The sequence below is a fragment of the Streptomyces sp. NPDC000880 genome (assembly GCF_053599675.1).
In genome coordinates, this window is the sequence record NZ_JBSFMS010000005.1 from 87,300 (window position 1) to 111,548 (window position 24,249).

At 71.0% G+C, this 24,249-nt stretch carries 22 protein-coding genes and 2 pseudogenes; 14 read left to right on the forward strand and 10 right to left on the reverse strand.

Going from position 1 to position 24,249, the window contains the following annotated elements:
* Positions 1 to 160: 160 nt before the first annotated feature.
* The 4 genes from ACWDO5_RS03200 to ACWDO5_RS03215 form a co-directional block, all read right to left on the reverse strand.
* On the reverse strand, positions 161 to 1,414 hold the full coding sequence (locus ACWDO5_RS03200; RefSeq protein WP_450527918.1) for a GAF domain-containing protein: 1,254 nt from the start codon (positions 1,412 to 1,414) through the stop codon (positions 161 to 163).
* 72 nt (positions 1,415 to 1,486) lie between these two features.
* The gene (locus tag ACWDO5_RS03205; RefSeq protein WP_450527919.1) at positions 1,487 to 2,068 is read right to left on the reverse strand and encodes an N-acetylmuramoyl-L-alanine amidase; all 582 of its coding nucleotides are present in this window, start codon (positions 2,066 to 2,068) and stop codon (positions 1,487 to 1,489) included.
* A gap of 452 nt (positions 2,069 to 2,520) precedes the next feature.
* On the reverse strand, positions 2,521 to 3,834 hold the full coding sequence (locus ACWDO5_RS03210) for an SWIM zinc finger family protein (RefSeq protein ID WP_450527920.1): 1,314 nt from the start codon (positions 3,832 to 3,834) through the stop codon (positions 2,521 to 2,523).
* Positions 3,831 to 6,740: a DEAD/DEAH box helicase gene (locus ACWDO5_RS03215; protein ID WP_450527921.1), complete on the reverse strand. Its 2,910-nt coding sequence runs from the start codon at positions 6,738 to 6,740 to the stop codon at positions 3,831 to 3,833. The genes ACWDO5_RS03210 and ACWDO5_RS03215 overlap by 4 nt, the downstream gene beginning before the upstream one ends.
* Before the next feature lie 264 nt (positions 6,741 to 7,004).
* Here ACWDO5_RS03215 and ACWDO5_RS03220 point away from each other — a divergent pair, with 264 nt between their 5' ends.
* Complete coding sequence (locus ACWDO5_RS03220) at positions 7,005 to 8,084, forward strand: fatty acid desaturase family protein (protein ID WP_450527922.1); 1,080 nt, start codon at positions 7,005 to 7,007, stop codon at positions 8,082 to 8,084.
* A 68-nt stretch (positions 8,085 to 8,152) separates the two neighbouring features.
* Positions 8,153 to 8,335, forward strand: a complete 183-nt coding sequence (locus tag ACWDO5_RS03225; RefSeq protein WP_450527923.1) for a hypothetical protein — start codon at positions 8,153 to 8,155, stop codon at positions 8,333 to 8,335.
* A 125-nt stretch (positions 8,336 to 8,460) separates the two neighbouring features.
* Here ACWDO5_RS03225 and ACWDO5_RS03230 read toward each other — a convergent pair whose 3' ends face one another.
* Positions 8,461 to 9,261 (reverse strand): hypothetical protein, encoded by an 801-nt coding sequence (locus ACWDO5_RS03230; protein WP_450527924.1) that lies wholly within the window; start codon positions 9,259 to 9,261, stop codon positions 8,461 to 8,463.
* Between the two features lie 120 nt (positions 9,262 to 9,381).
* Between ACWDO5_RS03230 and ACWDO5_RS03235 the strand changes: the two genes are divergently transcribed.
* On the forward strand, positions 9,382 to 9,537 hold the full coding sequence (locus tag ACWDO5_RS03235; RefSeq protein WP_450527926.1) for a hypothetical protein: 156 nt from the start codon (positions 9,382 to 9,384) through the stop codon (positions 9,535 to 9,537).
* Between the two features lie 188 nt (positions 9,538 to 9,725).
* Here the strand turns inward: ACWDO5_RS03235 and ACWDO5_RS03240 are convergent, their stop codons facing one another.
* Together ACWDO5_RS03240 and ACWDO5_RS03245 are read right to left on the reverse strand one after the other, a co-directional pair.
* Positions 9,726 to 10,022 (reverse strand): hypothetical protein, encoded by a 297-nt coding sequence (locus ACWDO5_RS03240; protein WP_450527927.1) that lies wholly within the window; start codon positions 10,020 to 10,022, stop codon positions 9,726 to 9,728.
* A gap of 390 nt (positions 10,023 to 10,412) precedes the next feature.
* Complete coding sequence (locus ACWDO5_RS03245) at positions 10,413 to 11,012, reverse strand: class I SAM-dependent methyltransferase (protein ID WP_450527929.1); 600 nt, start codon at positions 11,010 to 11,012, stop codon at positions 10,413 to 10,415.
* A gap of 228 nt (positions 11,013 to 11,240) precedes the next feature.
* Here ACWDO5_RS03245 and ACWDO5_RS03250 point away from each other — a divergent pair, with 228 nt between their 5' ends.
* From ACWDO5_RS03250 to ACWDO5_RS03265, 4 genes are read left to right on the forward strand one after another with little or no spacing between them, the layout of a single operon-like run.
* Positions 11,241 to 12,035 carry an MHYT domain-containing protein gene (locus ACWDO5_RS03250; RefSeq protein ID WP_450527931.1) on the forward strand — a complete coding sequence of 265 codons (795 nt, stop codon included), beginning with the start codon at positions 11,241 to 11,243 and terminating at the stop codon, positions 12,033 to 12,035.
* A 16-nt stretch (positions 12,036 to 12,051) separates the two neighbouring features.
* Positions 12,052 to 14,613 carry a nitrate- and nitrite sensing domain-containing protein gene (locus ACWDO5_RS03255; RefSeq protein WP_450527933.1) on the forward strand — a complete coding sequence of 854 codons (2,562 nt, stop codon included), beginning with the start codon at positions 12,052 to 12,054 and terminating at the stop codon, positions 14,611 to 14,613.
* Positions 14,610 to 15,032 carry a roadblock/LC7 domain-containing protein gene (locus tag ACWDO5_RS03260; RefSeq protein WP_450527935.1) on the forward strand — a complete coding sequence of 141 codons (423 nt, stop codon included), beginning with the start codon at positions 14,610 to 14,612 and terminating at the stop codon, positions 15,030 to 15,032. Before ACWDO5_RS03255 ends, ACWDO5_RS03260 begins: the two co-directional genes overlap by 4 nt.
* Before the next feature lie 5 nt (positions 15,033 to 15,037).
* Positions 15,038 to 15,448, forward strand: coding sequence for a DUF742 domain-containing protein (locus ACWDO5_RS03265; RefSeq protein ID WP_450527955.1), 411 nt, complete (start codon positions 15,038 to 15,040; stop codon positions 15,446 to 15,448).
* On the opposite strand, the gene ACWDO5_RS03270 is transcribed toward ACWDO5_RS03265, so the two are convergent.
* Positions 15,445 to 16,005, reverse strand: coding sequence for a GNAT family N-acetyltransferase (locus ACWDO5_RS03270; protein WP_450527937.1), 561 nt, complete (start codon positions 16,003 to 16,005; stop codon positions 15,445 to 15,447). The genes ACWDO5_RS03265 and ACWDO5_RS03270 overlap by 4 nt on opposite strands.
* Positions 16,006 to 16,215: 210 nt before the next feature.
* Here ACWDO5_RS03270 and ACWDO5_RS03275 point away from each other — a divergent pair.
* From ACWDO5_RS03275 to ACWDO5_RS03300, 6 genes and pseudogenes are all read left to right on the forward strand, one after another.
* Positions 16,216 to 16,488: pseudogene (locus ACWDO5_RS03275) on the forward strand (ATP-binding protein); the annotation flags it as partial.
* Between the two features lie 88 nt (positions 16,489 to 16,576).
* A complete protein-coding gene (locus tag ACWDO5_RS03280; protein WP_450527938.1) occupies positions 16,577 to 16,981 on the forward strand; it encodes a roadblock/LC7 domain-containing protein in 405 nt (134 codons plus the stop codon).
* 121 nt (positions 16,982 to 17,102) lie between these two features.
* Complete coding sequence (locus ACWDO5_RS03285; protein ID WP_450527940.1) at positions 17,103 to 18,134, forward strand: DUF6397 family protein; 1,032 nt, start codon at positions 17,103 to 17,105, stop codon at positions 18,132 to 18,134.
* Positions 18,135 to 18,735: 601 nt separating this feature from the next.
* Complete coding sequence (gene tdh / locus ACWDO5_RS03290) at positions 18,736 to 19,764, forward strand: L-threonine 3-dehydrogenase (RefSeq protein WP_450527942.1); 1,029 nt, start codon at positions 18,736 to 18,738, stop codon at positions 19,762 to 19,764.
* A 25-nt stretch (positions 19,765 to 19,789) separates the two neighbouring features.
* The gene (locus ACWDO5_RS03295) at positions 19,790 to 20,971 is read left to right on the forward strand and encodes a glycine C-acetyltransferase (protein WP_450527944.1); all 1,182 of its coding nucleotides are present in this window, start codon (positions 19,790 to 19,792) and stop codon (positions 20,969 to 20,971) included.
* Positions 20,968 to 21,882: a LysR family transcriptional regulator gene (locus tag ACWDO5_RS03300; protein ID WP_450527946.1), complete on the forward strand. Its 915-nt coding sequence runs from the start codon at positions 20,968 to 20,970 to the stop codon at positions 21,880 to 21,882. The genes ACWDO5_RS03295 and ACWDO5_RS03300 overlap by 4 nt, the downstream gene beginning before the upstream one ends.
* 14 nt (positions 21,883 to 21,896) lie before the next feature.
* On the opposite strand, the pseudogene ACWDO5_RS03305 reads toward ACWDO5_RS03300, so the two are convergent.
* Positions 21,897 to 22,216, reverse strand: a pseudogene (locus tag ACWDO5_RS03305) (SRPBCC family protein); the annotation flags it as partial.
* 75 nt (positions 22,217 to 22,291) lie between these two features.
* On the opposite strand from ACWDO5_RS03305, the gene ACWDO5_RS03310 reads away from it, so the two are divergent.
* The gene (locus ACWDO5_RS03310; protein WP_450527948.1) at positions 22,292 to 22,687 is read left to right on the forward strand and encodes a LysR substrate-binding domain-containing protein; all 396 of its coding nucleotides are present in this window, start codon (positions 22,292 to 22,294) and stop codon (positions 22,685 to 22,687) included.
* Between the two features lie 134 nt (positions 22,688 to 22,821).
* Here the strand turns inward: ACWDO5_RS03310 and ACWDO5_RS03315 are convergent, their stop codons facing one another.
* Positions 22,822 to 24,120 carry a ThuA domain-containing protein gene (locus tag ACWDO5_RS03315; protein WP_450527949.1) on the reverse strand — a complete coding sequence of 433 codons (1,299 nt, stop codon included), beginning with the start codon at positions 24,118 to 24,120 and terminating at the stop codon, positions 22,822 to 22,824.
* Positions 24,121 to 24,249: the final 129 nt, after the last annotated feature.

The following is a 24,249-nucleotide window of genomic DNA, read 5'->3' on the forward strand; positions in this document are numbered from 1 at the left end:
GGGCACCCGACACGGGCCCGGCCGGGCCATGCCCCGTGGTGCTCCACCCATTGACAGTAAGGAGATCGGGCCCCTTTCGCAGTGCGGGATCGGTCATCGGGCGGGAAAAGACACCGTTCATGTGTTCGAATGCGGTCTGGTGTGCGCCCGGCGGCAGCCGTCACGCCCCCTGCCAGCCATCCAGGTCGTGCACGCGCGCGAGCGCGGACGGACGCTGCTGTACGGGGAGTACCGCGGCCAGCGCCCGCCACACAGGGAGGTCGTCCTCGCCCCACGGGCTGTACGCCCAGTCCGCCAGCAGCCCCGGATCGCCGCGCGCGATCAGCGCCGCCCGCAGCTGGTCCTCCAGGCGGCGGCGCAGCCGCGCCACCGCGGGCGCCTGCGAGGCGGGCAACAGCGGTCCGGCGTACGCGCTCAGCGCCCCGGTCACCGCCCCGGACGCAAGCCGCCGCGCCACCGTGTCGAAGTCCGCGTCGACGGGTACCGCGAGCCGGTACGGGCGCGAGCGCAGCAGCTCAGGGCCCAGCAGCCCGCGCAGCCGGGACAGCTCCGCCCGCAGCGTCACCGGGGTGACCGACTCGTCCTCGTACAGCTCCATCAGCAGTTCGTCGCCGCCGACGCCCGCGGGCCGGTGTGCCAGCACCACGACGATCTCGCTGTGCCGGCGGCTCAGGCGCACCTTGCGGCCGCCCACCACCAGCAGCGCCTCGTCCCGCCCCAGCGCCGACAACCGCACCCGGCCGGCGGCGGGCGGCGGGGCGAGCAGCGCCAGCTGCGACTCGGCGGCCCGTGCCACCGCCCCCACGAACGCGAGGCTGTGCGGATGCGCAAGCTGGTCCCCGCCGGTGATGTCCACCGCGCCGAGCACCCGCCCGGTGGCCGGATCGTGGATCGGGGCTGCCGCGCACGTCCAGGCGTGCACCGTCCGCCGGAAGTGCTCGGCGGCGAAGACCTGAACGGGCCGGTCCACGGTGATCGCCGTGCCCGGGGCGTTCGTACCGGCGACCGCCTCGGCCCAGCGGGCACCCGGCACGAAGTTCATCCGGTCCGCTTTCCGGCGCGTGGCATTCGGCCCTTCGACCCACAGCAGCCGACCGTGCGCGTCGCACACCGCGACCAGATGATCGCCGTCCATGGCGTAGGCACCCATCAGCTCCCGCACCAGCGGCATCGCCCGCGCCAGCGGATGACTCCCGCGGTACGCCGCCAGCGCGTCGTCGTCCAGCTCGACGCCCGCCGTGCCCTCCGGGCTGACGTGCGCGCGCGCCGAACGCCGCCATGAGTCGGCCACCACGGACCGGACCGGCCGTTCGACCCGTCCCCCTGCCAGATACGCGTCGTACGCCCTGCGCAGCACGGCGATCCGCTCCGTCGGATCCGCGCCGGACTCAAGGGCCACCCATGCGTCGCTCACCTCGGCCTCCTGAGCCCATCGTGACCCCATCGGCGAATTGCGACAAGCGTCCTGGCGACAAGCGTCCCGGCGTCAGGCGAAGTTGACCAGGCGGATATAGCGCGTCCAGTCCCACAGCGGTCCCGGGTCGGTGTGGGTGGCGCCGGGCACTTCATTGTGGCCGATGATGTGAGCCCGGTCCTTGGGGATGCCGTACCGGTCGCAGACCGAGGCGGTGAGCGCCGCCGACTGCTCGTACAGTGCGTGCGTGAAGTACTTCGGCTGGTCCACCCAGCCCTCGTGCTCGATGCCGACGCTGCGCGTGTTGTAGTCCCAATTGCCCGCGTGCCAAGCGACGTTGCGCTCCTCTACGCACTGGGCGACAGCGCCGTCCGACGAGCGCACCACATAGTGCGCGGAGACCTTCTTGGCCGGGTTCTGAAAAATCCCCAGCGTGACGGCGAAGGTCAGCTGCGTCACATGGATGATCACATACTGCACCGGATACTCCCAAGGACGGCTGGAGACCGTGTAGTTGGACGGCGAGGCCGGCATCCATTGCGCTGACGGATAGTCGGTGTCCGCCCGGGCGGACGCATACGCGCGAGGGGCGGGCAGCAGCACACCGGCGGTGGCCGCGGCGGCGGCACCTTGAATCAGTCGTCTACGGTCCATGGGTCATCTCCTGGTGGGGGGATGCGCGGGTCAGTACGGCGGCGGCCCCCCGCAGATGACGGTGGAGGCCGCCATGAGGATCCCCCGCCGGAAGCCATTCCTTGCGGATCTCGGCGACGCAGGTGCAGTTGGTGTCGCGATCAGCTCCTACGCGTCCAAAGTGGCCGGCCCGTAGTCGCGGGCCGGCCACTGCACCAGGTGCAACTGCCATGGCCGGGACGGGGTTACGCGAACAGGAGGGTGCTGCCCACGAACCGCCGTTCCGACACGACCGTGGACGTCATCCGGGCAGCAGTTGCGCCGCAGCGGCCGCGGCAGTCGCACGTACGTAACCGTCGTCTTTAATGCCGCTGTCCAGAAGGAGGCCCTGTGCGTCGAAGGCCTCGGGGGTCGTCCGTCATCCCGAAGTCGTTGTCGGACACACGGCCACCATGCGGGCGCGGCACGGCTGTTCAGTCGGTATGGCCCGCCGCGCCGGTACCGCCGAGCGCGCCGGTCTCGCCCAGGACGCCCGCCAGCGCCGCCGCCGGATCGTGGTCAGCGGGCCCGGCCGGCGCCCAGCGGCCCCGCTCCTTGCGGTACGGCCACCAGCGGCCGTCACGCCCCAGGCGCAGTTGCGCCTCCGCGCCCACCACTGTCCACCGGGCCGGGCCCGCCGCCCGCAACTGCGGCCGGTCCGCCGCCTCCCAGGCCTCCGCAAGCGCTGTCGCCGCCCGGGCGAGGGCCTCGGGCTCCGGCGTCCACTCCTCCTCGAGCGCCGAGAGCGCGGCCACCGCGCCGAACTGCCAGGCGCGTACGGCAAGTTTCAGCTCGGCGCGCTGCCGGGCCGTGCCCGCGGCCAGCCGACCCGCGATCGCCGGCGAGGGCAATGCGGACGCGAGCCGCACCGCATCCTGGTCCTGGTTCAACTCCGGCTCAGGCGGCGGAAGCCCGTGCCCGGGCGAGAGCGCCTCCGTGAGCATCCGGTGCGCCCGCGCCGCCGCGTCCGCGGCCAGGAACTCCAGCGCCGCGGGGTCGACACCTGCCGCCGGAGTGGTCTCGGTGTCCAAGGCGGGCGGCAGGCCGGGCTCCTCGGGCACCGGCGGGGGAGCGGGCAGCGGCGGCAGGATGTCCCACGCCGCGAACACCTCGTCGGCCCGCACACCCACAGGCCGCTCACTCTTGTGCTCCGGCGCCGCCGAGGCGCTCGCCCGCGCCACGCTCCGTATCTGCAACTCGTCCAGCAGCCTGCGCTCGCCGCGCCCGCGCATCAGCAGCAGCACGAACGGATCCTGGTCCAGGAGCCGCGCCACCTGGTAACACAGGGCGGCTGTGTGCGGGCAGTGGTCCCACGCCTCGCACATGCACTCGGGCTCCAAGTCGCCGATTCCCGGAAGGAGTTCGACCCCGGCCGCCGCCGCGTCCTCCACCAGGTGCGGCGGCATCTCCCGGTCCAGCAGCGCCGCGATGTGCCCCGCACGGTCGACCGCCATGTCCAGGAAACGGTCCCACTCGGCCTCGGTCAGTTCCTGCAGCAGCACATCGCTGCGCTGCGCGGTGCCGTCCCGGTCCCGCACGACGGCGGTGATCCGCCCCGGACGCACAGACACCGCACCGACCGCGCCCTCGCGCGCATGCCGGCGGCCCCGCTTCAGTTGCTCACCGTCGAGCGCTGTGTCCTCCAGCGCCTTGAGCCAGGCCTGGCCCCACCAGGTCTGCGCGAAGCCACGTCCGCGCGCCGGCGGCAGCGCGGCGAATGTCCGCTCCATCTCGTCCCCGCCGCTCATCGCCCGCTCCCTCGCAGCTTCACCAGGTCCGCCAGTTCGGCATCGGTCAGTTCCGTCAGCGCGGCCTCGCCGGAGCCGAGTACCGCGTCCGCCAACTCCCGTTTGCGCGCCAGCATGTCCGCGATCCGGTCCTCGATGGTCCCCTCGGCGATCAGCCGGTGGACCTGTACGGGGCGGTGCTGGCCGATGCGGTACGCGCGGTCGGTGGCCTGCGCCTCGACCGCCGGGTTCCACCAGCGGTCGTAGTGCACGACATGCTCGGCGCGGGTGAGGTTCAGCCCGGTGCCAGCCGCCTTCAACGACAGCAGGAAGACGGGAACTTCACCATCCTGGAAGCGGTTCACCATCGCCTCGCGCTCGGCGATCGGCGTGCCGCCGTGCAGGAACTGGGTACGCACCCCGCGGGCCGCCAGATGCTGTTCCAGCAGCCGCGCCATCTGCACGTACTGGGTGAAGACCAGCACGCTCGCGTCCTCGGCCAGGATCGTGTCGAGCAGTTCGTCCAGCAGTTCCAGCTTCCCGGAGCGGCCCGCGATCCGGGGCCGCTCCTCCTTGAGGCTGTGCTCCTTCAAGTACTGCGCCGGGTGGTTGCAGATCTGCTTGAGCGCGGTGAGCAGCTTCACCACCAGGCCGCGCCGCTCCATGCCGCCGGCCTCCGAGATTGCGGCGAGGGTCTCCCGTACCACCGCTTCGTACAACCCTGTCTGCTCCTTGGTCAACGACACGGCGTGGTCGGTCTCGGTCTTGGGCGGCAGTTCGGGGGCGATGCCCGGGTCGGACTTGCGTCGACGGAGCAGGAACGGGCGTACCAGCGCGGCCAGTCGCTGTGCGGCGGCGGGATCGTTGCCGCCCTCAACCGCCTGCGCATAGCGCGTACGGAAGGTGCCGAGCCGGCCGAGCAGCCCGGGTGTGGTCCAGTCGAGAATTGCCCACAGCTCGGACAGGTTGTTCTCCACGGGTGTGCCGCTGAGCGCGACGCGCGCCTTCGCGCCGATGGTGCGCAGCTGCTTGGCGGTGGCGGAGTACGGGTTCTTGACGTGCTGAGCCTCGTCGGCGACGACCATGCCCCAGTGCACGTTGGCGAGGACCTCGGCGTCCAGGCGCATCGTGCCGTACGTCGTGAGTACGAACTCGCCGTCCGCGAGCGAGTCGAGACCGCGCGAGGCGCCATGGAAGCGCCGCACCGGTGTGCCCGGCGCGAACCTCTCGATCTCGCGCTGCCAGTTGCCCATCAGGGACGTCGGACAGACGACGAGCGTGGGGCCCGCTGCCGAGACGTCGGTCTGCCGGTGCAGATGGAGCGCGATGAGCGTGATGGTCTTGCCCAGGCCCATGTCGTCGGCGAGAGCGCCGCCGAGGCCGAGCGAGGTCATCCGGTTCAGCCAGTTGAGGCCGCGCAGTTGGTAGTCGCGCAGCACCGCGTCGAGCGCGGCCGGCTGGCCGATCTCCTGCTGCCCGCCCTCGGGGTCGGCGAGCCGGTCGCGCAGCCGCGCCAGCCACCCGGACGCCTGTACGTCGACGCGGCGGCCGTCGACCTCGGTCGAGCCGGTCAGCGCGGCGCCGAGCGCGTCGACCGGAGTCAGCTTGCGGTCCTGGCTCTCGCGGGCCCGCCTGGCCTCTTCGGGGTCGATGAGCACCCACTGGTCGCGCAGGCGCACGACGGGCCTGGTGGCTTCGGCGAGGTGGTCCAGCTCGGCGCGGGTGAGCTGCTGATCGCCCAGCGCGAACCACCAGTTGAAGGCCAGCAGAGCGTCGGCGGAGAGGAAGGAGGGCAGCCCGGAACCGTCCTTTTGCGGGGTCTTGGTCTCCGCTTCGGTCCCGGCTTCGGTCTCGGCTCCCTCGGGCGGGCCGACCACGGCACGGGCGGTGAGCTTGCGCGCCATCTCCTTGGGCCAGTGCACCTGCACGCCGGTCGTCGCCAGTGCCCTGGCCGCCTCGCCGAGGAGCTCGGTGACCTCCTCGTCGGCGAGCTCGATGGCGTCGGGGACGGCGGCGTGGAGCAGCGGGGTGAGCGGCGTCCATGCGCGGGCGGCGCGGCGCAGCGCAAGCAGGGCGTCCATCCGGGCCCGCGGACCAAAGGCCGTCCCCGGTCGTCCTGCCCAGACGTCCGCGGCCTCCATGACGACGGCCGGATCGCTGACGCTGTGCATCTGCAGGACGGCACGGAAGGCCGGGCCCTCGCCATCCGCGTCGGCCTCTGCGAGCCCCGGCAGTTCGACGCGCAGGGAGAGCCGTACGCCCGCGTCGTAACCCGCCGCGACATCCGTGGCCCAGGCGCGCTGGTCGGGGAGGTGCTGCGGCTCGGGCGCGGCGAAGGCGGGGCTGCCGGTGGCGAGCGGCGCGGCGGGGGTGCGCGGCAGGCCGTCCGCGACCGCGTCCAGGAACGCCCGCAGCAGCCGCTCCGGTTCGGGGAGCAGTACGGGATCGGCCGCCTCGTCCAGCGGCACGGCGTGCGCGGCCGGCGGCATCGATGCCGCGAGCGTACGCACCCGCTCCAGATCCTGGGGGGTGAGCGGCCCGACCCGCCAGGCGTCATGGTCGGTGGCGGTCAGGCCAGGCAACAGCAGCCCGCGTGCGGCGAGTTGAAGGGCGAGGACGGTCGCCGCGCCCCAGAAGGCGGCCGCGGGGGAGGCGTCCGCGCCGGCCCGCGCCCTGGTGAGGACCGCAAGCGCGTCCCGGACCGGCAGCAGCAGCGCCCGTACGGCCCGCGGGCGGGCGTCGTCGCCGACCACGGTGAATGGCTCGACGGAGTGCGAGCGTGATCCGGGCGGGGCCGGGGGCTCGCCGCCTTCGGGACGCCAGAAGGCGACGCGTCCGGTGCGGGCCGGGTCGGCGGGCACGAAGATCGCGGAGCAGCGGGTGAGTTCGGCGACCGGGGAGGGCGTTGCCGCGGGGGACCTGTGCACAGCGATGACGCATTCCTCAAATTTGACTACTGCGGACCGGCCGCCGAGAGTACTCCACGTCGGCCGTCGAGCGGATGCGGCAGGGCCGTGACGTAGCTCACTATGAGCTGACGGTGGTGTAGTCAGCACCACCCTTGGTCACGGGCTGGCCTCCGCCGAAGTCCGGGTGCTGGCGTCATGGCTGCGAAGGGGCACGGGAACGTACGTTTGCTCAGGCCAGCGCAGAAGCAAATCAGTGCACGGCCTACAGACCGGAGTCCGCTCATGCCCCAGGTCATTGCCACCCTCGCGCCACCTGCCCCTGCCGAGGGAGCGCGGCGGAGCACCGGGAGCGACTTCGCGCCTCTCCTGCGGACCGTCAAGGAACAGGGCCTCCTGGAACGCCGTACCGGCTGGTACGCACGCGGCATCACCCTGAACCTGCTCGGCCTCGCCGCCGTGATCACGGGGATGGCGCTGATCGGCGGCTCCTGGTCGGTGCTCCTGCTCGCGCCGCTGCTCGCCGTGGTGTCCGCCCGTACCGCCTTCTTCGGCCATGACGCCGGACACGCGCAGATCACCGGCGACCGCCGGGGGAGCCGGATCATCCAGCTCATCCACGCCAATGGGCTCCTCGGCATGAGCCAGGAATGGTGGAACGACAAGCACAACCGGCACCACGCCAATCCCAACCACATGGACAAGGACCCGGACGTCGCCGCCGACATCCTGGTCTTCACACGGAAGCAGGCCAAGGGCCGCGCCGGGATCCGCGGCTGGCTCACCCGCCACCAGGCCTGGCTGTTCTTCCCGCTGACCACCCTCGAAGGCATCGCGCTCAAGGTCTACGGATTCCAGGCCGTCTTCTCCAAGGATGGGGGCGCCCGCCAGTCCAGGCGCGAGCGCGCCCTCGAGGGCCTGCTGCTGCTCACCCATGTCGTCGCCTACGCCACCCTGCTGCTGACGACCATGCCGCTCGGCCAGGCAGTGGTCTTCGCGCTCATTCACCAGATGCTGCTCGGCCTCCACCTGGGCATGGCCTTCGCGCCGAACCACAAGGGCATGGAGGTGCCCGACGAGGAGAGCGGCGAGCGCTGGGGCCATCTGCGCAGGCAGGTGCTCACCTCCCGCAACATCCGCGGCGGCCTGGTCACGGACTGGTTCCTGGGCGGACTCAACTACCAGGTCGAGCACCACCTCTTCCCGAGCATGCCGCGCCCCCACCTGAGGCTCGCCCAGCCGCTGGTACGCGCTCACTGCCGCTCGCTGGGGGTCTCGTACACCGAGACCGGGCTCATCGACTCCTACCGGCAGGCACTGACCCACCTGCACGAGGTCGGCGAACCGCTGCGCGCGGACGCATAGTGGAACCGTGAGACGTGCGTGCACGTTCTCACGCCAGGAGCGGCCAAGGCCGCGAAGGAGGCGCGAAGATGTCGACACGAACAAAGCTCGTCATAGGGGGAGTGGCCGTCGGCCTGCTCCTGATGCCGCTGATCGGATTCTGGTGGTCGCTGCTGGTGGTGCTCGGAGTGCCCGCGGCGGCGTATCTGATGCTCGACCCCAGCCAGCGCCGCAGGCTGCGCCGTGCCTCCCGCAAGGAGATCGGCCGCTGACCGAATCTCCGCGCGACGGGTGCGAGGGGCGCGATGCGCGTGACGGCGCGGCGCGCGGGGTTTGAGCGCCCGACCGCCGTGGAGACGGCCTGGCGCGTGCGCCAGGAATACAGCTGGGCCGACGCTCAGGCCGGGCGCACGGCCATCTTGTCCAGCGCCTCCAGCAGCGCCGGCAATTCCGGCCCGCGGCCTACCGGCAGGACCTCGCAGGGCTCCTCGTCCAGCAGCACGAAAGCGATGTCGTCGGTCCTGGCGACCAGGGACCAACCAGGACCGTCGGCGCGCAGCGTCCGCGCCCCACCGGGTGCGAAGCTGGAGCGGACCCGCCCGGTCGGCGGGGGCGACTCCACGTAGCCGTGGGCATCTTTCAGCACCCGCCGTACTCCCTCGTGCGGTTCTTGCCGATCGTCGTAGGCCGTGTCCGGCGACGCAGGCACCTCGTCGTCGAGCTGCTGTCGCCACTCCGCCCACTGGAGCGCGATCTCGTCGGCCCCCAGCCGGCGCTGCGCGGGCCCCCACTCATCAGTGTCGGGCGGCGCCAACGGTGGCGGGTCGCCCTCCTCGGGCGCCGGATCGTGGGGCGCGGGCAAGCCGGGAGCCGCGACCGCGACGGCCAGCGGCCAGCCCGGGAGCGCGGCGACCACCGTGCGCTCGTCGGGGGACAGGTCGTATTCCATCCCGCAGTCCCAGGACGCGATCGCGACGGCGACGAGCGACACATCGTCGATGACGACCGTCCACCGCGCGCCCTCGGCGTCCTGGCCGAGCACGAGCCCATACCCCTCGGCGAACGGCTCGAGGCCCAGTGCCGCGCACGCGGCCGGGAAGTCGTCGCCGAGCACGCTCGGGAACTGCGCCGGCGTCAGCAGCACCGCGGTCAGCACATACAGCGCGTCGTCGTCGACGGCGTCGTCCGTCCCGGCCACGTCACCCTCCCCATCCGATCATTCGTCGGCGCACCCTAACCAGTAGGTAACCCGGCCGTCGAGGGCCTGGGTGGCGAAATTGATTCGGCCCCGTCCGCGCCGGGGTTCCAGCATCTCCCCATGCCCGCCGCCCGTCACCACTTCATCTGCCTGCCCTGCTGGGCCTCCTTCAAGAAGGCGCCGGACTGCGCCAGGGTCCGCACGGACCCCTGCCCGCGATGCGGTGGCGTCCTGCTGAACGCGGGGCTCGGCCCTCGCGGTGCCGCGTCGCCGTGACACCGCAGGCTGGCGCGCGCTCTCCGCCGTGCTGAGCGCGGGCCTCCGCTTCCGGCAGGGCTGCTGCGGCGTCCCCGGCTATCGGCCGCGGACCGTCCGTGAGGTCAAGGAACGGCTCGCCCACGCCGAGCGCACCAGACCGCCCCCGGCGCAGGCGCTCGCCCGGTACGACCTGTCTCTGACCGACGTCAGGCGGCGGGCAGGCCGAGGAGACTACGCGCCACCGTCTGCGGGGACTCGTCCCGCTCGCGGGCGAGGGCGATGACCGCGCGGCAGGCCAGCTCGTTTATCCCGAAGGAGAGCGCCTCGGGGGACACCCAGGTCACCGCCTCGTCGATCTGCTCCTGATCGTCCTCCACGCACCCCGACACATAGACGGCCGCGGCCTCGAAGATGTTGTGCCGGCGTGGCGGGACCCGCCCTGCCGCCGTCCCCTCGGGGTCCTCGGGGCGGTACGCGAGGAACTTGCGGAGCCTGTTGAACACCAGGACCACCTCTCCCCAGGGCGGCGCGTCCGCCGCCGATCTTTCAAGTCTGTCATCCCTGTGCGGTCTTGGACCTGCAACGAGTGTCGGCGTCCCGGGGCGATGGAGTCGATCGCGGTACGCAGTCACCCCAGCTCCGCCAATCTCGTGGCGCCGACCCACTCGGCCTGCACCGCAGCGCGACAGGCCTGAACCGCAGTACGCGGCCCACGATGCGCCGGATCTCATTGAGCTGCCGATCTAACGCACGTATTCGCAAGGCGCTCAGTGGCGAACTCCCATGCCACGACGAGCTGGTGGCCTCCGGCGTACGGGTGGTCACGGTCCCGACGCCGGATACAACGTCAAGTTCGACAGCCCGGGGGAGTTCGTACGGGCCGTGGCGGCGGCTCAGTCCTGACGGACGGCGAGTGCGAGGAAGCGGGCGTCCTCGTCGACGTACGAGATCATCCGCCAGCCCGAACCGGCCAGCAGCGGACGGAGGTTGGGCCCGGCGCGCAGATCGTCGTCGGTGATCTGCCGGCTCTGGCGGGCGGCGAGGGCCGCGCGGCCGATGGGGTGGAAAAGTGCCAGCCTTCCGCCCGGCCGCACCACCCGGGCCAACTCGCGTAGATTCACGTCCGGTTGGGGTAGGTGGGCGATCAGGCCGGCGGCGAACACGGCGTCCAGTGACTCGGTGCGCAGCGGCAGCCTGGCTACATCCGTGAGCAGCAGTTGCCCGCTGTCGCCTCGCCCGGCGCGCAGTGCCGCAGCCAGCATCGCGGGTGTCAGATCCGCTCCGATGACCGTGCCCCGCGGTCCCACGGCGGACCGCAGGGGCGGCAGTGCCCGGCCCGTGCCGCAGCCGGCGTCGAGCACGGCGTCGCCGGGGTGCAGCCCGAGCTCGGCGACGGCGGCGGCGTAGGCCGGGCCGTCGTCGGGGAAGCGCGTGTCCCAGTCCGCGGCGCGGGCGCCGAAGAACTCCTGCACATGTGTGTGGTCGTCGGCCATGAGGCCATGATCCCCCACCGGCTCAGCCGACCGTGCGGTCCACCCGACCCGACCGTGCGGCTCGTCCGCCCGGGTGGCTCAGCCGATCCGATCGTGCGGCACCACGACCGTACTGTGCACACGTTCGAGCGCGGCACGATCGTTCTGAAACATCTCTCTGTCATATTCCATCAGCTTTCGAAATGCGCCCCTTGTGCGCGCCCCCTGCGGGTCTAGCGTCACTGAGCCATGGGACACCTGGACCACGCCGCCTTCGGCTTGCTGACTCCCGTGCTGTCGTACGCGATGGCCGTCATCGGCGCCGCCCTCGGGCTGCGCTGCACCGTACGCGCGCTCGGCGCGAACGGCCGCTCCCGCCGCAACTGGCTGATCACCGCCGCATCGGCGATCGGCACCGGCATCTGGACGATGCACTTCGTCGCGATGCTCGGCTTCGCCGTGCGCGGCACCGACATCCGCTACGTGCCGCTGACCATCCTCAGCCTGCTCGTCGCCATGCTGGTCGTCGGCGCCGGTGTGTTCTGCGTCGGCTTCGGCCGCGACCCTGCCAGGTCGCTGCTGGTCGGCGGGCTCACCACCGGGCTCGGGGTGGCCAGCATGCACTACCTGGGCATGGCCGCCCTGCGGCTGCACGGCACGGTGCGCTACGACCCACTGCTCATCGTGGTTTCCGTCGTCATCGCCGTGGTCGCCGCGACCGCGGCCCTGTGGGCGGCGCTCAACATCAAGTCGCCGGTGGCGGTCGCGATCGCCTCGCTCGTCATGGGCGCGGCGGTCAGCAGCATGCACTACACCGGAATGCTCGCGGTCAGCGTGCGGGTCGAGCCCTCCGGCGCCGAACTGCCCGGGGCCGCGGCGATGCAATTCATCTTCCCCCTCGCCGTCGGCCTCGGGTCGTACCTCTTCGTCACCTCCGCGTTCGTCGCGCTCTCCCCGACGGCACGCGAACGCGCCGCCTACACCTCGGCCGAGCGGCCGACCCACCGCCTAGCCGGCCCGGCTGCCGCACCCCCAGCCCCGTAACCGGAACGAGGAGGCCATGCGCACACCCCGCAGGACCCCGGGCGCCGACCCGACGACGCCGCCCCCGCTGCCGCCCGCGCCCGCGTCGGCAGCCCGCGGACGACGCGCGCACGCCGGGCCGCCCGCAGTCGAACACACCGGACAGGAGCCACCGGACATACCCCCGACCGCCGCTGTCGTACGCGGACGATGGCTGCCGCGCCCCAGAACCGTACGAGCGAAGATCATCTCCCTGCTGATGGTGCCCGTCGTCTCGCTGCTGGCCCTGTGGGGGTTCGCCACCGTCAGCACCGCCCAGGAGGTGTCGCGGCTGAGCCAGTTGCAGCGCGTCGACGCCCAGATCCGCGAACCTGTAGCCGCCGCGGTCGCCGCCCTGCAGGCCGAACGGCGCGCGGCCGTACGTCAGGTGGCGGCTCCCTCGGACGAAGGCGTCGCCGCAGTGCAGCAGGAGGCACGGCGTACCGACGACGCCGTGAGCAGACTGCGCCTCAACGACCGGACGACGGTCGCCGCGGGCGGCGGCCTCCCGGCCGGCGTCGCGGGACGGCTTGACCAGTTCGTCGCCCGCGCGGAGGGACTGCGAACCCTCCGCGCCGCCGTCGTCAACGGCAAGGCCCGCTGGAACGCCACGTACGAGCAGTACACCGCCACCGTCACCGCCGCGTTCGGCGTTTCCGGCGCACTCGCCGGCGTCCAGGACGCCGGACCGGGCTCTGATGCCCGCGTGCTGCTGGAGTTCGCCCGGGCCGGCGAGATGCTCGCTCAGGAGGACGCGCTCCTCACCTCGGCGCAGCTCAGCAACTCCATGGCCGCGGAACGCCTGCGGCTGTTCACCGGAGCCGTCTCGACCCGCAGAAGCCTCACCGAATCGACCGTCATCGACCTGCGCGGCCCCGAGCGCACCGCCTGGCGCCAACTCGCCGGGCAGAGCGCCTACCGGCAGTTGCAATTGGCCGAGGACAAGGTGCTCACCGCCCCCGCAGGCCGCAAGGCGGCACAGACCGTCCCGGCCACGGCGTGGGACAAGGCCCGTGCCACCGTCGCGGACGGCATACGCGCCATCGAGACGGACGCCCGCGGCAGCGCCGCAGACAGGGCGGACCCCGTCACGGGCGGCATCCTCACCCCGGCAGGAGCGGCCGTGCTCCTCGGACTCGCCGCTGTCACCGCCTCGTTGATCATCTCCGTACGCATCGGCCGCGTCCTCGTCGTCGAACTGATCAGCCTGCGCAACGGCGCACTCAAGATCGCCCGGCACAGGCTGCCGCACGCCATGCGCCGACTGCGTACCGGCGAAGAGATCGACATCCAGGCCGAGGCCCCACCGGGTCCGCCCGCCGAGGACGAGATCGGCCAGGTCGGCGAGGCGCTCGGCATCGTCCACCGGGCCGCGCTGCGCGCCGCGATCGAACGCGCCGAGCTCGCCGGCAGCATCTCCGGCGTCTTCGTCAACCTCGCCCGCCGCAGCCAGATCCTGGTCCACCGCCAGCTCACCCTGCTCGACACCATGGAGCGCCGCGCCGACGACCCGAACGAACTCGGCGACCTGTTCCGGCTCGACCACCTCACCACCCGTATGCGGCGGCACGCCGAGAGCCTGATCATCCTGTCCGGCGCCGCGCCCGGTCGCGCCTGGCGCCTGCCCGTCCCGCTGACCAGCGTCGTACGGGCCGCCGTCTCGGAAATCGAGGACTACGCGCGCGTGGAGGTGCGGCAACTCCCCGAGACCGCCGTCGTCGGCGCCGCTGTCGCCGACGTCACCCACCTGCTGGCCGAACTGGTCGAGAACGCCGCCCAGTTCTCCCCGCCCTACACCAAGGTGCGGGTCAGCGGCGAACCCGTCGGCAACGGCTACGTCCTGGAGATCGAGGACCGCGGCCTCGGCATGGGCAAGGACACCCTCGCGGAAGCCAACCGCCGCCTGGAGGAGTCCGAAGCCCTCGACCTGTTCGACAGCGACCGGCTCGGCCTGTTTGTCGTCAGCCGCCTTGCCCTTCGCCGCGACATCAAGGTCCATCTGCGCACCTCGCCGTACGGCGGCACAACCGCGGTGGTGCTGCTGCCGACCTCACTCCTGCAGAGCGCCCTGACCGCCCCGGCGGGCTCCCGCGGTGCTCCGGACCCCGGCCACGAGGCACCGTCCGCGCCGCCGGAACCGGGACCGCGCAGGACAAGCCCACCCGTCCCGGCCCCGGCCCACCGCCCGGCGCTCGCAGCGCAGGCCGAGATTCCCACACCGCCCGGAGTCACCGCCCTGCGGCTGCGCGGCGCCCCGCCGCAGACCGAGAACGGCGAACTCCCGCGCCGGGTCAGGCAGGCGCACCTCGTCCCGCAGTTGCGTGAAGAGCCCCCGGCCAAGGAGCCGGAGGACCAGGCAACGGGCGCGGAGGAATCCCCCGAACGCACCCCCGAACAGGTACGGGACCGAATGACGGCGTACCGCAACGGCTGGACCAGGGGCGGCGGCGCGGCTCCAGGCACGGGCGCGCGTGGCATGGCAGCACCCCGCCCGCCCGCGCTTCGCATGCCCGCGCCTCGCACCGCCGCCGCCCCCGGCAGCGAAGGAGACAGACCATGACCGAGCACGAGACAGCCGCAGCCCGCCACACCCTTGGCGACCTCGACTGGCTGCTGGACGACCTCGTCCTGCGCGTCGGCGAAGTCCGCCACGCGGTCGTGCTGTCCAACGACGGCCTGCCGGTGGGTGCTTCAACCGCGCTGACCCGCGAGGACGCCGAGCATCTGGCAGCCGTCGCCTCCGGATTCCACAGCCTGGCAAAGGGAGCGGGACGCCACTTTCACGCCGGGGGCGTACGCCAGACGATGGTGGAGATGGACGACGGCTTCCTCTTCGTGGCGGCCGCGGGCGACGGGTCCTGCCTCGCCGTACTCACCTCCGTCGTCGCCGACATCGGCCTGATCGCCTATGAAATGGCGCGTCTCGTCAAACGTGTCGGCGAGCATTTGCGCACCCCGCCGCGCATCATCGCGACGTGACGAACATGACCGACGCATCAGACATGGCCGACATCGTCGGCAGCCAGTGGTACGACGCCGAAGCCGGCCCGCTCGTCCGCCCGTACGCGATGACCGGCGGGCGGACCAAGCCGGGCCCCAGCAACGTACGGTTCGACCTGATCGCACTGGTCGACATCGCCGCCGACGCACCGGGCGCCGCAGAGGAGTCCCTCCTCGGCCCCGAACACCGCGCACTGCTCACGCTGTGCCGCTGCGAGACCCAGTCCGTCGCGGAACTCGCCGCCGACGCCGATCTGCCGGTCGGTGTCGTACGGGTCCTTCTCGGCGATCTCCTCGAAGCGGGTTATGTCCGCGTCAGCCGCCCCGTACCGCCCGCTCAGCTGCCCGACGAGAAGATCCTCAGGGAGGTGATCGAGGGACTGAGGGCTCTCTAGCGCGCACGCGCCCAGTCGGCTCTGGTCAGGGCGTACTCGACATCGCCCCGCTCGGCACCTTCGATGGTCTCCGGCCACTCCTCGAAGAAGGTCCGGACATAGCTCAGGCCCGCTTTCTCCATCACATGCCGCGAACGGGCGTTGACCGTCATCGTGTTCGCGGTCACCCGCAGCACGCCGAGCTCCGTGAACCCCTTGCGGATCAAGGCGGTCGAACCCTCCGTGGCGTAACCGTGCCCCCAGGCTGCCCTGCCGAGCCGGTAGCCGAGTTCCACCACGGCGGCACTGTGGTCGTCCTGCGGCCGGAATTCGAACCAGCCCAGAAATTCGCCGGTGGTGCGCTCCTCGGCCGCCCAGCAGCCGCGGTTGTCGATGCACGGATAGTGACGGAGGAACCGTGGCAGAGACTCGGCCTTGACCGCTTCGCGGGTGGTGGGCCGGCCTCCGTTGATGAAACGCATGACCTCGGGATCGTTGTCGAGGTCGAACAGATGGTCCACATCGGCCTCGCTGAAAGGGCGAAGCCCAAGACGGTCGGTCGCAAGGAAGTAGGGCATGACCCGATCCTCGGCACACCCGGCGGAAGCCGCCAGCGAATATCCTGCGGCCTCGCCGGTCGCGCCCCTCCGGTGCATGGAGTGGCTACAGAAGGACTGCGGGAAGACTGCGGGAAGACTGCGGAAAGGGCTGCAGAAATGGGCATCGAATGGGCCCGGAACAATCACAACGCTCTAAAAGCGATCCCTTCCCACCGGGGAGGGCCGCCCTTGGTCCTCGCCGACACACGGCGCCTCGTGCACTGCTTTCCCGCCGCCGATTACTTCGAGCACCGCCGCATTCCGTTTGTTGTCGCGGTCAACTGCTTCGCCGGCGCCCGCACTTACGGTGCGCATGAAGTCTCACGCGCCCTCGATCTCGATCGCGGGACACCTGTGGTGCTGTGCGACGCGCGTGATCACGACTCCGGAAAGGAAGTGCTCGTACGACTGGTCGAATATGCCAGCCGGATGCACACTGTCCGGCTGCTCGATTCCGTCGGCTGGCTGCACCTTGCCGTGTCGTCCCTCGTACGAAAGGCTTACGGGCGACGCGCGGCCACGGGGAACGTATGAGCGGGGAGGACCGACCATGGCGTTGGACAAGGGACTTGACTGGCTACTGGACGACCTGACGAAGAGGATTGAGTACATACGTCACGCATTGGTGCTTTCCAACGACGGTCTGGTGACCGGAGCGAGTACGGGACTGGCGCGCGAGGACGCGGAACATCTCGCCGCGGTCTCGTCCGGTCTGCACTCCCTGGCGCGCGGGTCCGGACGGCATTTCCGCGCGGGCAAGGCGCGTCAGACCATGGTCGAGTTCGACGAAGCGCTGCTCTTCGTCACGGCGGCAGGCGAGGGAAGCTGTCTGTGCGTCCTCAGCGCGGCCGAGGCGGATGTCGGTCAGGTCGCGTACGAGATGACGCTGATGGTGAACCGGGTCGGCGAGCATCTGGGCGTCGAGGCCAGGCAGCCGGGCGGGACTGCCCGCTGAGCTGCGGGAATTCGGCTGGGCATGGCCCGGTCCGTGGAGTTTTCCACAGGCCGGGCGGGAAGTGCCGCAGTCGGGCTACGGTCGTCACCGAGAGTATTCACACCTCACGGGGGAGACCGTCATGACGGTGAAGGAAGCATCGACGCGCAGTCTGGCACCGCACGCACCGCACGCACCGCACGCACCGCACGCACCGCACGCACCGCACGCACCGCACGCACCGCACGCACCGCACGCACCGAGCAGTCAGACAGCAGCCGGAAGCGGCGCGGCGGTGGGCAGTCTGGCACTGGGCCGGGCCGCTCAGGAACTGGACCTGAAGCGGGGCGAGCTGGATCTCGCGGTCCAGTTGGGGCACATCCGCACCACTCCCGGTGCGAGCGGCGGCCCGCCACGGATCGACCGGCAGGAGGTCGACCAGCTGCGCAGGGCGGAAGGATTCCCGGACGCCCTGCGGGACCGGGTGAGGACCGTGGGCACGGTCGAGGGCGCGCGGCTCATCTCGATCAGCCCGGCGCGGTTCACCCGGCTCGCCCGCACCGGCCATGTCATCCCGATCCGGTTTTATCTGAACCGCTACCGCGCGGTCGTCTGGCTCTATCTGGCCGAAGAACTCAGCGAATTCGCCCTCGCCCATCCCGACCTCCTCAGCGGCAGGACCCCGCCCGCTCTTCGGACGATGCTGGACAAGGGCGAGGACCGGCGCCCACGGAACTGGCGGGGCCGACGGCTCGGACTGCTGCTGCGCAGGACCGAGGACCCCTGGGAGCGGGCCGCGGCGATCGCCTCGGTACTTGACCCGTTCGCCGTGGCGGAGGTGGTGCCCGATCCCTACGAACGCTCGCATCTGCGGGTGCTCCGGCCCGAACTCGTCCCGGGCCGCCCGGAATCGCAGGCCGGGAGAGAGGTGGTGGGGCGGCTGCTCCTGGCGGGCCACCCGGACGAGATCCTCTGGCACCGAGTGAGCCTGGCCCATGCCCTGCGGGAGGCGCGCGAGCTGCGCCCGGCGCCACGGCCCGCCGCGAAGACCGACCCCGAGTTCAAGGGTGAGGAAGTTCCCGGGCGCCCCCGGCTGATGCCGGTGCGCCGAAGTCCGTACGGACACGGCCTGCTCAGGCGACTGCGCATCAGAAAGACGGGGCCTGTGGGCTGACTACGGGTCGCTCGCAACTGTCGGAGCCTTGATGGGGCGGCCGGGGACCGAACCGGCTGACCGACCGACGGGCCGACGCCTCGGCCGCCGACCTTCCCAACCTGATGGAGGCGCGGGTATCGCGCCAGAGCGGCGGCATCACGGGCCGCGCCCGCAGCATCCACGGCATCGACTGACCGGTGCTGCGACGGCGGCAGGAGCCGAACAAGCGGTGCGGCCCACGGCGGCGCCGATGCGGCACGAAAACCAGTCGCCCGCCGCTCGTTGAACGACCGGCTCCCGGATGCGCTGCGACCGAAACCCGCAGCTGATCGAGTGGTCCGAGCGCGAGTTCAGTGCAGCCTTGCGGAGTGCGGTCCCCTTTCCCGTACAACGTGTTGTTCGTGTCGTTTCCTCTCTCGGAATCTTGGACGCCGGACCGGCATGAAGCTGCGCTGTTGGCCCGCTTAAGAAATCCTCGATGGACTCTGAAGTCACCGATGGGCAGATTGGTGCAGGTCCACCGGCCGGTACTGCCGCAACCGTCGCATCCGCCGCCGCACCCGCCGGAGCCGTCACACCTGTCCTCGGTCACCCCCACCACGATGCTGGAGCCGCCCCGATGAAGGCACTTGTCAAGCAGCACGCCGAGCCAGGTCTCTGGCTCATGGACGTGCCGGAGCCGGAGACCGGCCCCGCTGACGTGCTGATCAAGGTGCTGCGCACCGGGATCTGCGGCACCGACCTGCACATCAGGTCGTGGGACGGCTGGGCCCAGCATGCCGTCAGTGCGCCCCGCGTCCTCGGCCACGAGTTCGTCGGCGAGGTCGCCGCGGTCGGCGCCGACGTCCAGGACATCGCGGTGGGCGACGTGGTGAGCGGCGAGGGCCACCTCGTCTGCGGCAAGTGCCGCAACTGTCTCGCCGGCCGCCGCCATCTGTGCCGCAGTACCATCGGCCTCGGCGTCGGCCGCGACGGCGCGTTCGCCGAGTATGTCGCGCTGCCCGCGTCCAATGTCTGGGTGCACCGCACGAAGGTCGACCTGGACATCGCCGCGATCTTCGACCCGTTCGGGAACGCCGTGCACACCGCGCTCTCGTTCCCGCTGGTCGGCGAAGACGTACTGATCACCGGCGCGGGCCCGATCGGGATCATGGCCGCGGCCGTCGCCCGGCACGCCGGCGCGCGCAATGTCGTCATCACCGATGTCAGCGAGCCCCGCCTGGAACTGGCCCGCAAAGCCGGCGCCACCCTCGCTCTGAACGTCGCCCAGAGCGACATCGCCGAGGCGCAGCGGCAGCTCGGGCTCAAGGAGGGTTTCGACATCGGTCTTGAGATGTCCGGCCGCCCCGAGGCGATGCGCGACATGGTCGCCAATATGACGCACGGCGGCCGCATCGCCATGCTGGGCCTGCCCGCGGACGAGTTCGCCGTCGACTGGTCGAAGATCGTCACGTCGATGATCACAATCAAGGGCATCTACGGCCGCGAGATGTTCGAGACCTGGTACGCGATGACGGTCCTGCTCGAAGGCGGCCTCGACCTCTCGCCGGTGATCACTGGCAGCTACGGTTACCAGGACTTCGACGCCGCTTTCGACGAGGCCGCCACCGCCCGCAGTGGCAAGATCATCCTCGACTGGACCGTCTGAAAGCTTTTCGTTAAGGAGCCCCACCATGTACGCGTCCGTCCGCGACGACCTCCGCACCACCCTCGAGGAGATCCGCGCCGCCGGTCTCTACAAGCCGGAGCGGGTCATCGCCACCCCGCAGAACGCCTCCGTATCTGTCGCCTCGGGTGACGTGCTCAACTTCTGCGCCAACAACTACCTCGGTCTCGCCGACCACCCCGAGGTCGTCGCCGCCGCCAAGGAAGCGCTGGACCGCTGGGGCTACGGCATGGCCTCCGTCCGTTTCATCTGCGGCACGCAGGACGTGCACAAGGAGCTCGAGGCACGCCTGTCGGCGTTCCTCGGCCAGGAGGACACGATCCTCTACTCCTCCTGTTTCGACGCCAACGGCGGCGTCTTCGAGACCCTCCTCGGCCCCGAGGACGCGGTCATCTCCGACTCCCTGAACCACGCCAGCATCATCGATGGCATCCGCCTGTCCAAGGCCCGCCGCCACCGCTACGCCAACCGCGACATCGCCGACCTTGAGCAGCAGCTCAAGGAGACCCAGGACGCCCGCCGCCGCCTCATCGTCACCGACGGCGTGTTCTCCATGGACGGCTATGTCGCCCCCCTCGCCGAGATCTGCGACCTCGCCGACCGCTACGACGCGATGGTCATGGTCGACGACTCGCACGCAGTCGGCTTCGTCGGCCCCGGCGGCCGCGGCACCCCCGAGCTGCACGGCGTGATGGACCGCGTCGACATCATCACCGGCACCCTCGGCAAGGCGCTCGGCGGCGCGTCCGGCGGCTATGTCGCGGCCCGCGCCGAGATCGTGGCCCTGCTGCGCCAGCGCTCCCGCCCGTACCTCTTCTCCAACTCCCTCGCCCCGGTGATCGCCGCAGCCTCCCTCAAGGTCCTCGACCTGCTGGAGTCGGCCGGTGACCTGCGCGAGCGGCTGAACGCGAACACCGCGCTCTTCCGTACCAAGATGACCGAGGCGGGCTTCAAGATCCTGCCCGGCGACCACGCCATCGCCCCAGTCATGATCGGCGACGCCGCCGAGGCCGGCCGGATGGCCGAACTCCTGCTGGAGCGCGGCGTGTACGTCATCGGCTTCTCGTACCCCGTCGTCCCGATGGACCAGGCCCGGATCCGGGTCCAGCTCTCGGCCGCGCATTCCACCGAGGACGTGGAGCGGGCGGTGGCGGCCTTCGTCGACGCGCGGGCGACAATGGCTGGGTGATTGACCCCCGCCGGCTGCGTATCCTGCGTGCCGCGGCGGACCACCGAACGGTGACCGCCGCTGCCGCAGCGCTGTATCTGACCCCCTCCGCCGTCTCCCAGCAGCTCGCCGCGCTGGAACAGGAGACCGGTCACACCCTGCTGACCCGCAGCGGCAAAGGCGTACGGCTTACGGCGGCCGGAGAAATCCTGCTGGAGCACGCCAACGCGGTTCTGACCCAGCTGGAGCGGGCCGAGGCAGAGCTCGCGGCCTACGCGGGCGGCGCGTCCGGCGAGGTCACGGTCGCCGCGTTCGCCACCGGCATCGCCGAGGTCGTCGCCCCGGCCATAGGGCGCCTCGCCGCGGAGCACCCGGGCATCCGGGTACGCGTACGGGACGCCGAGGGCGACGAGAGCCTGCCACTGGTGCTCGACGGCGAGGCGGATCTGGCCGTCGCTGTCGAATACCGGGGAGCGCCCCGCGAGGACGACCGACGCCTGGCTCGCGTGCCGCTGTACGCGGAGCCCTTCGACGCCGTGCTGCACGCCGGCCACCCCCTCGGCGCGTCCGAACGCGTCGCGCTGGCCGAGCTCGCGGACAGCGACTGGATCGGTCCGTACCCCGGCAACCCCTGCCACGACATGGTGCTGCTCGCCTGCGAACTAGCCGGTTTCCAGCCCCGCCTCATGCACTCCTCGGACGACTTCCGCGCCGTCGTGGCACTTGCCGGAGCGGGCGCCGGGGTGGCGCTGGTACCCCGCTCGGCGCTGCGCGGGATGGAGTTGAAGGACACCGTCGTGCGGCCGGTGGCGGGCCCTGCCGCGACCCGCCGGGTCTTCGCCGCCGTACGCCGTGGAGCGGAAGCGCACCCCCTGTTCCGGCCGCTCCTCGACGCGCTCGCCGCGTCCGCGGCCGGACTGTCCACCGGCTGAGCGCAGCCGACCGGTCAGTCCTTGGCCGGCCCCGCCTCCATCGCCTGCTTCAGGTTGTCCAGGGTGGTGCGGATATTGCGGCGCTGGAAGTCGGCGAACGTGTGCCCCCGGGTCGCCAGCCTGTCGAAGGCATGGGCCAGCGCATCGGGCCAGGCACGCCGGTCGTCGGTCCAGGTCTCGGTCACCCGGGTGCCGCCATCGACGGCCGCGAAGCGGTACTCCCAGGTGGCGATGCGACCGGGCAGCACAGGCCGGCGCCGACCTATGGCACGCACCCGGAAGGCGAACCGCTCACCGGGGCCGCGGTCACTGTGCACCGCGTGGTCCAGCGCACCGGCACCCACGAACGCCCCCTCACCCGTCGAGTACCGTCGCGCCCCGGTTCTCCGGGCACGCGGCAGCCGCTGACGTGCCGACGGGTCCGTCACCGCGGCGGCACCGGCTTGCCGAAAAGCGCGTACTCGACCTGGCCGACCTCGCCGACGAGCCATGGGTCGGCAACGAATGGGCGTCCGGCCCCTGCCCCGACGTCGTGCTCGATGCCTGCGCCGCGGCGGGGTTCAGTCCCAACTTCGTGGTGGACAGCGAGGATTACGCCACGGCCCAGGGCTTTGTCGCCGCTGGTCTCGGAATCAGCCTGATGCCGAGAATGGGCCTGGGAAGCCGCCATCCCGGAGTCGTCGTACGCAAGGTCCGCAAACCCGAGCCGATCCGCGGGATCTACGCGGCGGTGCGGGAAACCTCGCTGCCCCAGCCCGCGTTGCGCGGGCTGATCGACGCTCTCAGGGACACAGCGGCACAGTAGAGCGGATACCGGCCATGGGCGGGGCCAGCCGTGCGCGTACGCCGGCCCAGCCGCTTCCAAGGCGGTCAGCGGAGCCGGCACACGGGCGGCCGTGTGCCGGCGGTGCATGGGGGAGCGGATTTATCGAGTAACCGTCAGGGCTGGGCGGTGAGCTGGAAGCTCTGTGCGGCCGAGTTGTCGCAGGAACGCTGAATCAGCTGGACGCCGCCCGCCGAGGACGCCGGCGTGCTGAGGCATTTTCCGCTGTGCCGGGCGACGAAGTGATAGCGACCGGAGGATTCCCGCACTGGTTGCCACTGCTGGTTGGCTCCGCCTCCGTAGGACCACAGCTGGAGGGGGGCATTGTCGGCGGTCGACACATTGGTCACGTCGATGACCTGCTGGCTGTTGGCTCGGACGCCTATGCGCATGAACCCGCCGTCCGTGGAGCGGAATTGGTACTGCTGAGCCGCGGTCTGATTGCACGCGTACTGCTGGATCGCGGTCCCATTGGCGGTGGCCGCTCCGCGGGCATCCACACAGGCGCCGGTCGCGCTGCCGGTGAGCGAATACCAGGCGGTCTCGGATATCGGGGCCGTCGGCGTGGGATCGCCTCCGCCGCCGCCCAGCCACTTCAGCCCGTCCACCAGGAACCGGTTCTGCGTGGCGTTGGCGAACGTGGAAGACAGTGTCGTTCCCGTGCTGTAGTCCACGGCGTTGTGCCCGAAGTTGGCGTAGAGCATCTTGTACTTGGTGTTGGTCCAGAGGATCGGGTAGTAGCCGCTGTACCAGGACTGGTTGGGGTCAGTGCCCAGTGGGAAGCTCACCGGGTCGACGGACGCAAGGATCTTGATGTCCGGGTTGTTGCGCAGGTCGTTCTGCCAGCTGTACCACTCGCTCACCGACGAGGTGAAGGTGGTGGGCAGGCCCACGGTCGAGGGATGCGTCCGGTCCTCGGTTCGCAGCACCGCGGTCGTCGGCCCCCAGGTGTTCGATTTGAAGCCGCCGCTGCCGAGGAACTGGTTGTGGTACCAGGGCCAGTTCTGCGCGTTGGTGGTGAATGCGGAAACGTGGAATCCCATCCAGGCCCCGCCCGCCCCCATGTACCGCTCGAATCCCGCACGCCGGGCCGCCGTCTGCGGCAGGTCGTCCAGGAAGAGAACCACCTGGTACTGGTCCAGGGCGCTGCTGCTCAGCAGATCCCAGTTGTTGGTCGAGGTGTACGAGAAGTTGTTGCTCGCGGCGGTCTGGGGAAACCACTGGTTGGCTTCCCTGACGAAACTGATGTGGGCCGCGTCCCAGGTTCCGTTGTAGAAGGCGATCACCTTGAACGCAGGAGCCTGGGGACCCTTCGTGTCTGAGTACGCGGGAGCGGAACTCAGGCCGAGCAGCATCGCCAGCAGCAGGAGCAGCCGTAAGCCGAACCGTGCCGAGCCGCCTCTGAATCTGTCCATCCGGAACCATCCTTTTCCATGCCGACGGTGCGGCCCGGGGGGGGCCGCCCCCGGGGGGGGGGGGGGGCGGCGCGGGGGGCGGAGGTGGGAGGGGGGGGCGGTGGGGTGTGGTTTTGTTGTAACAAAGAG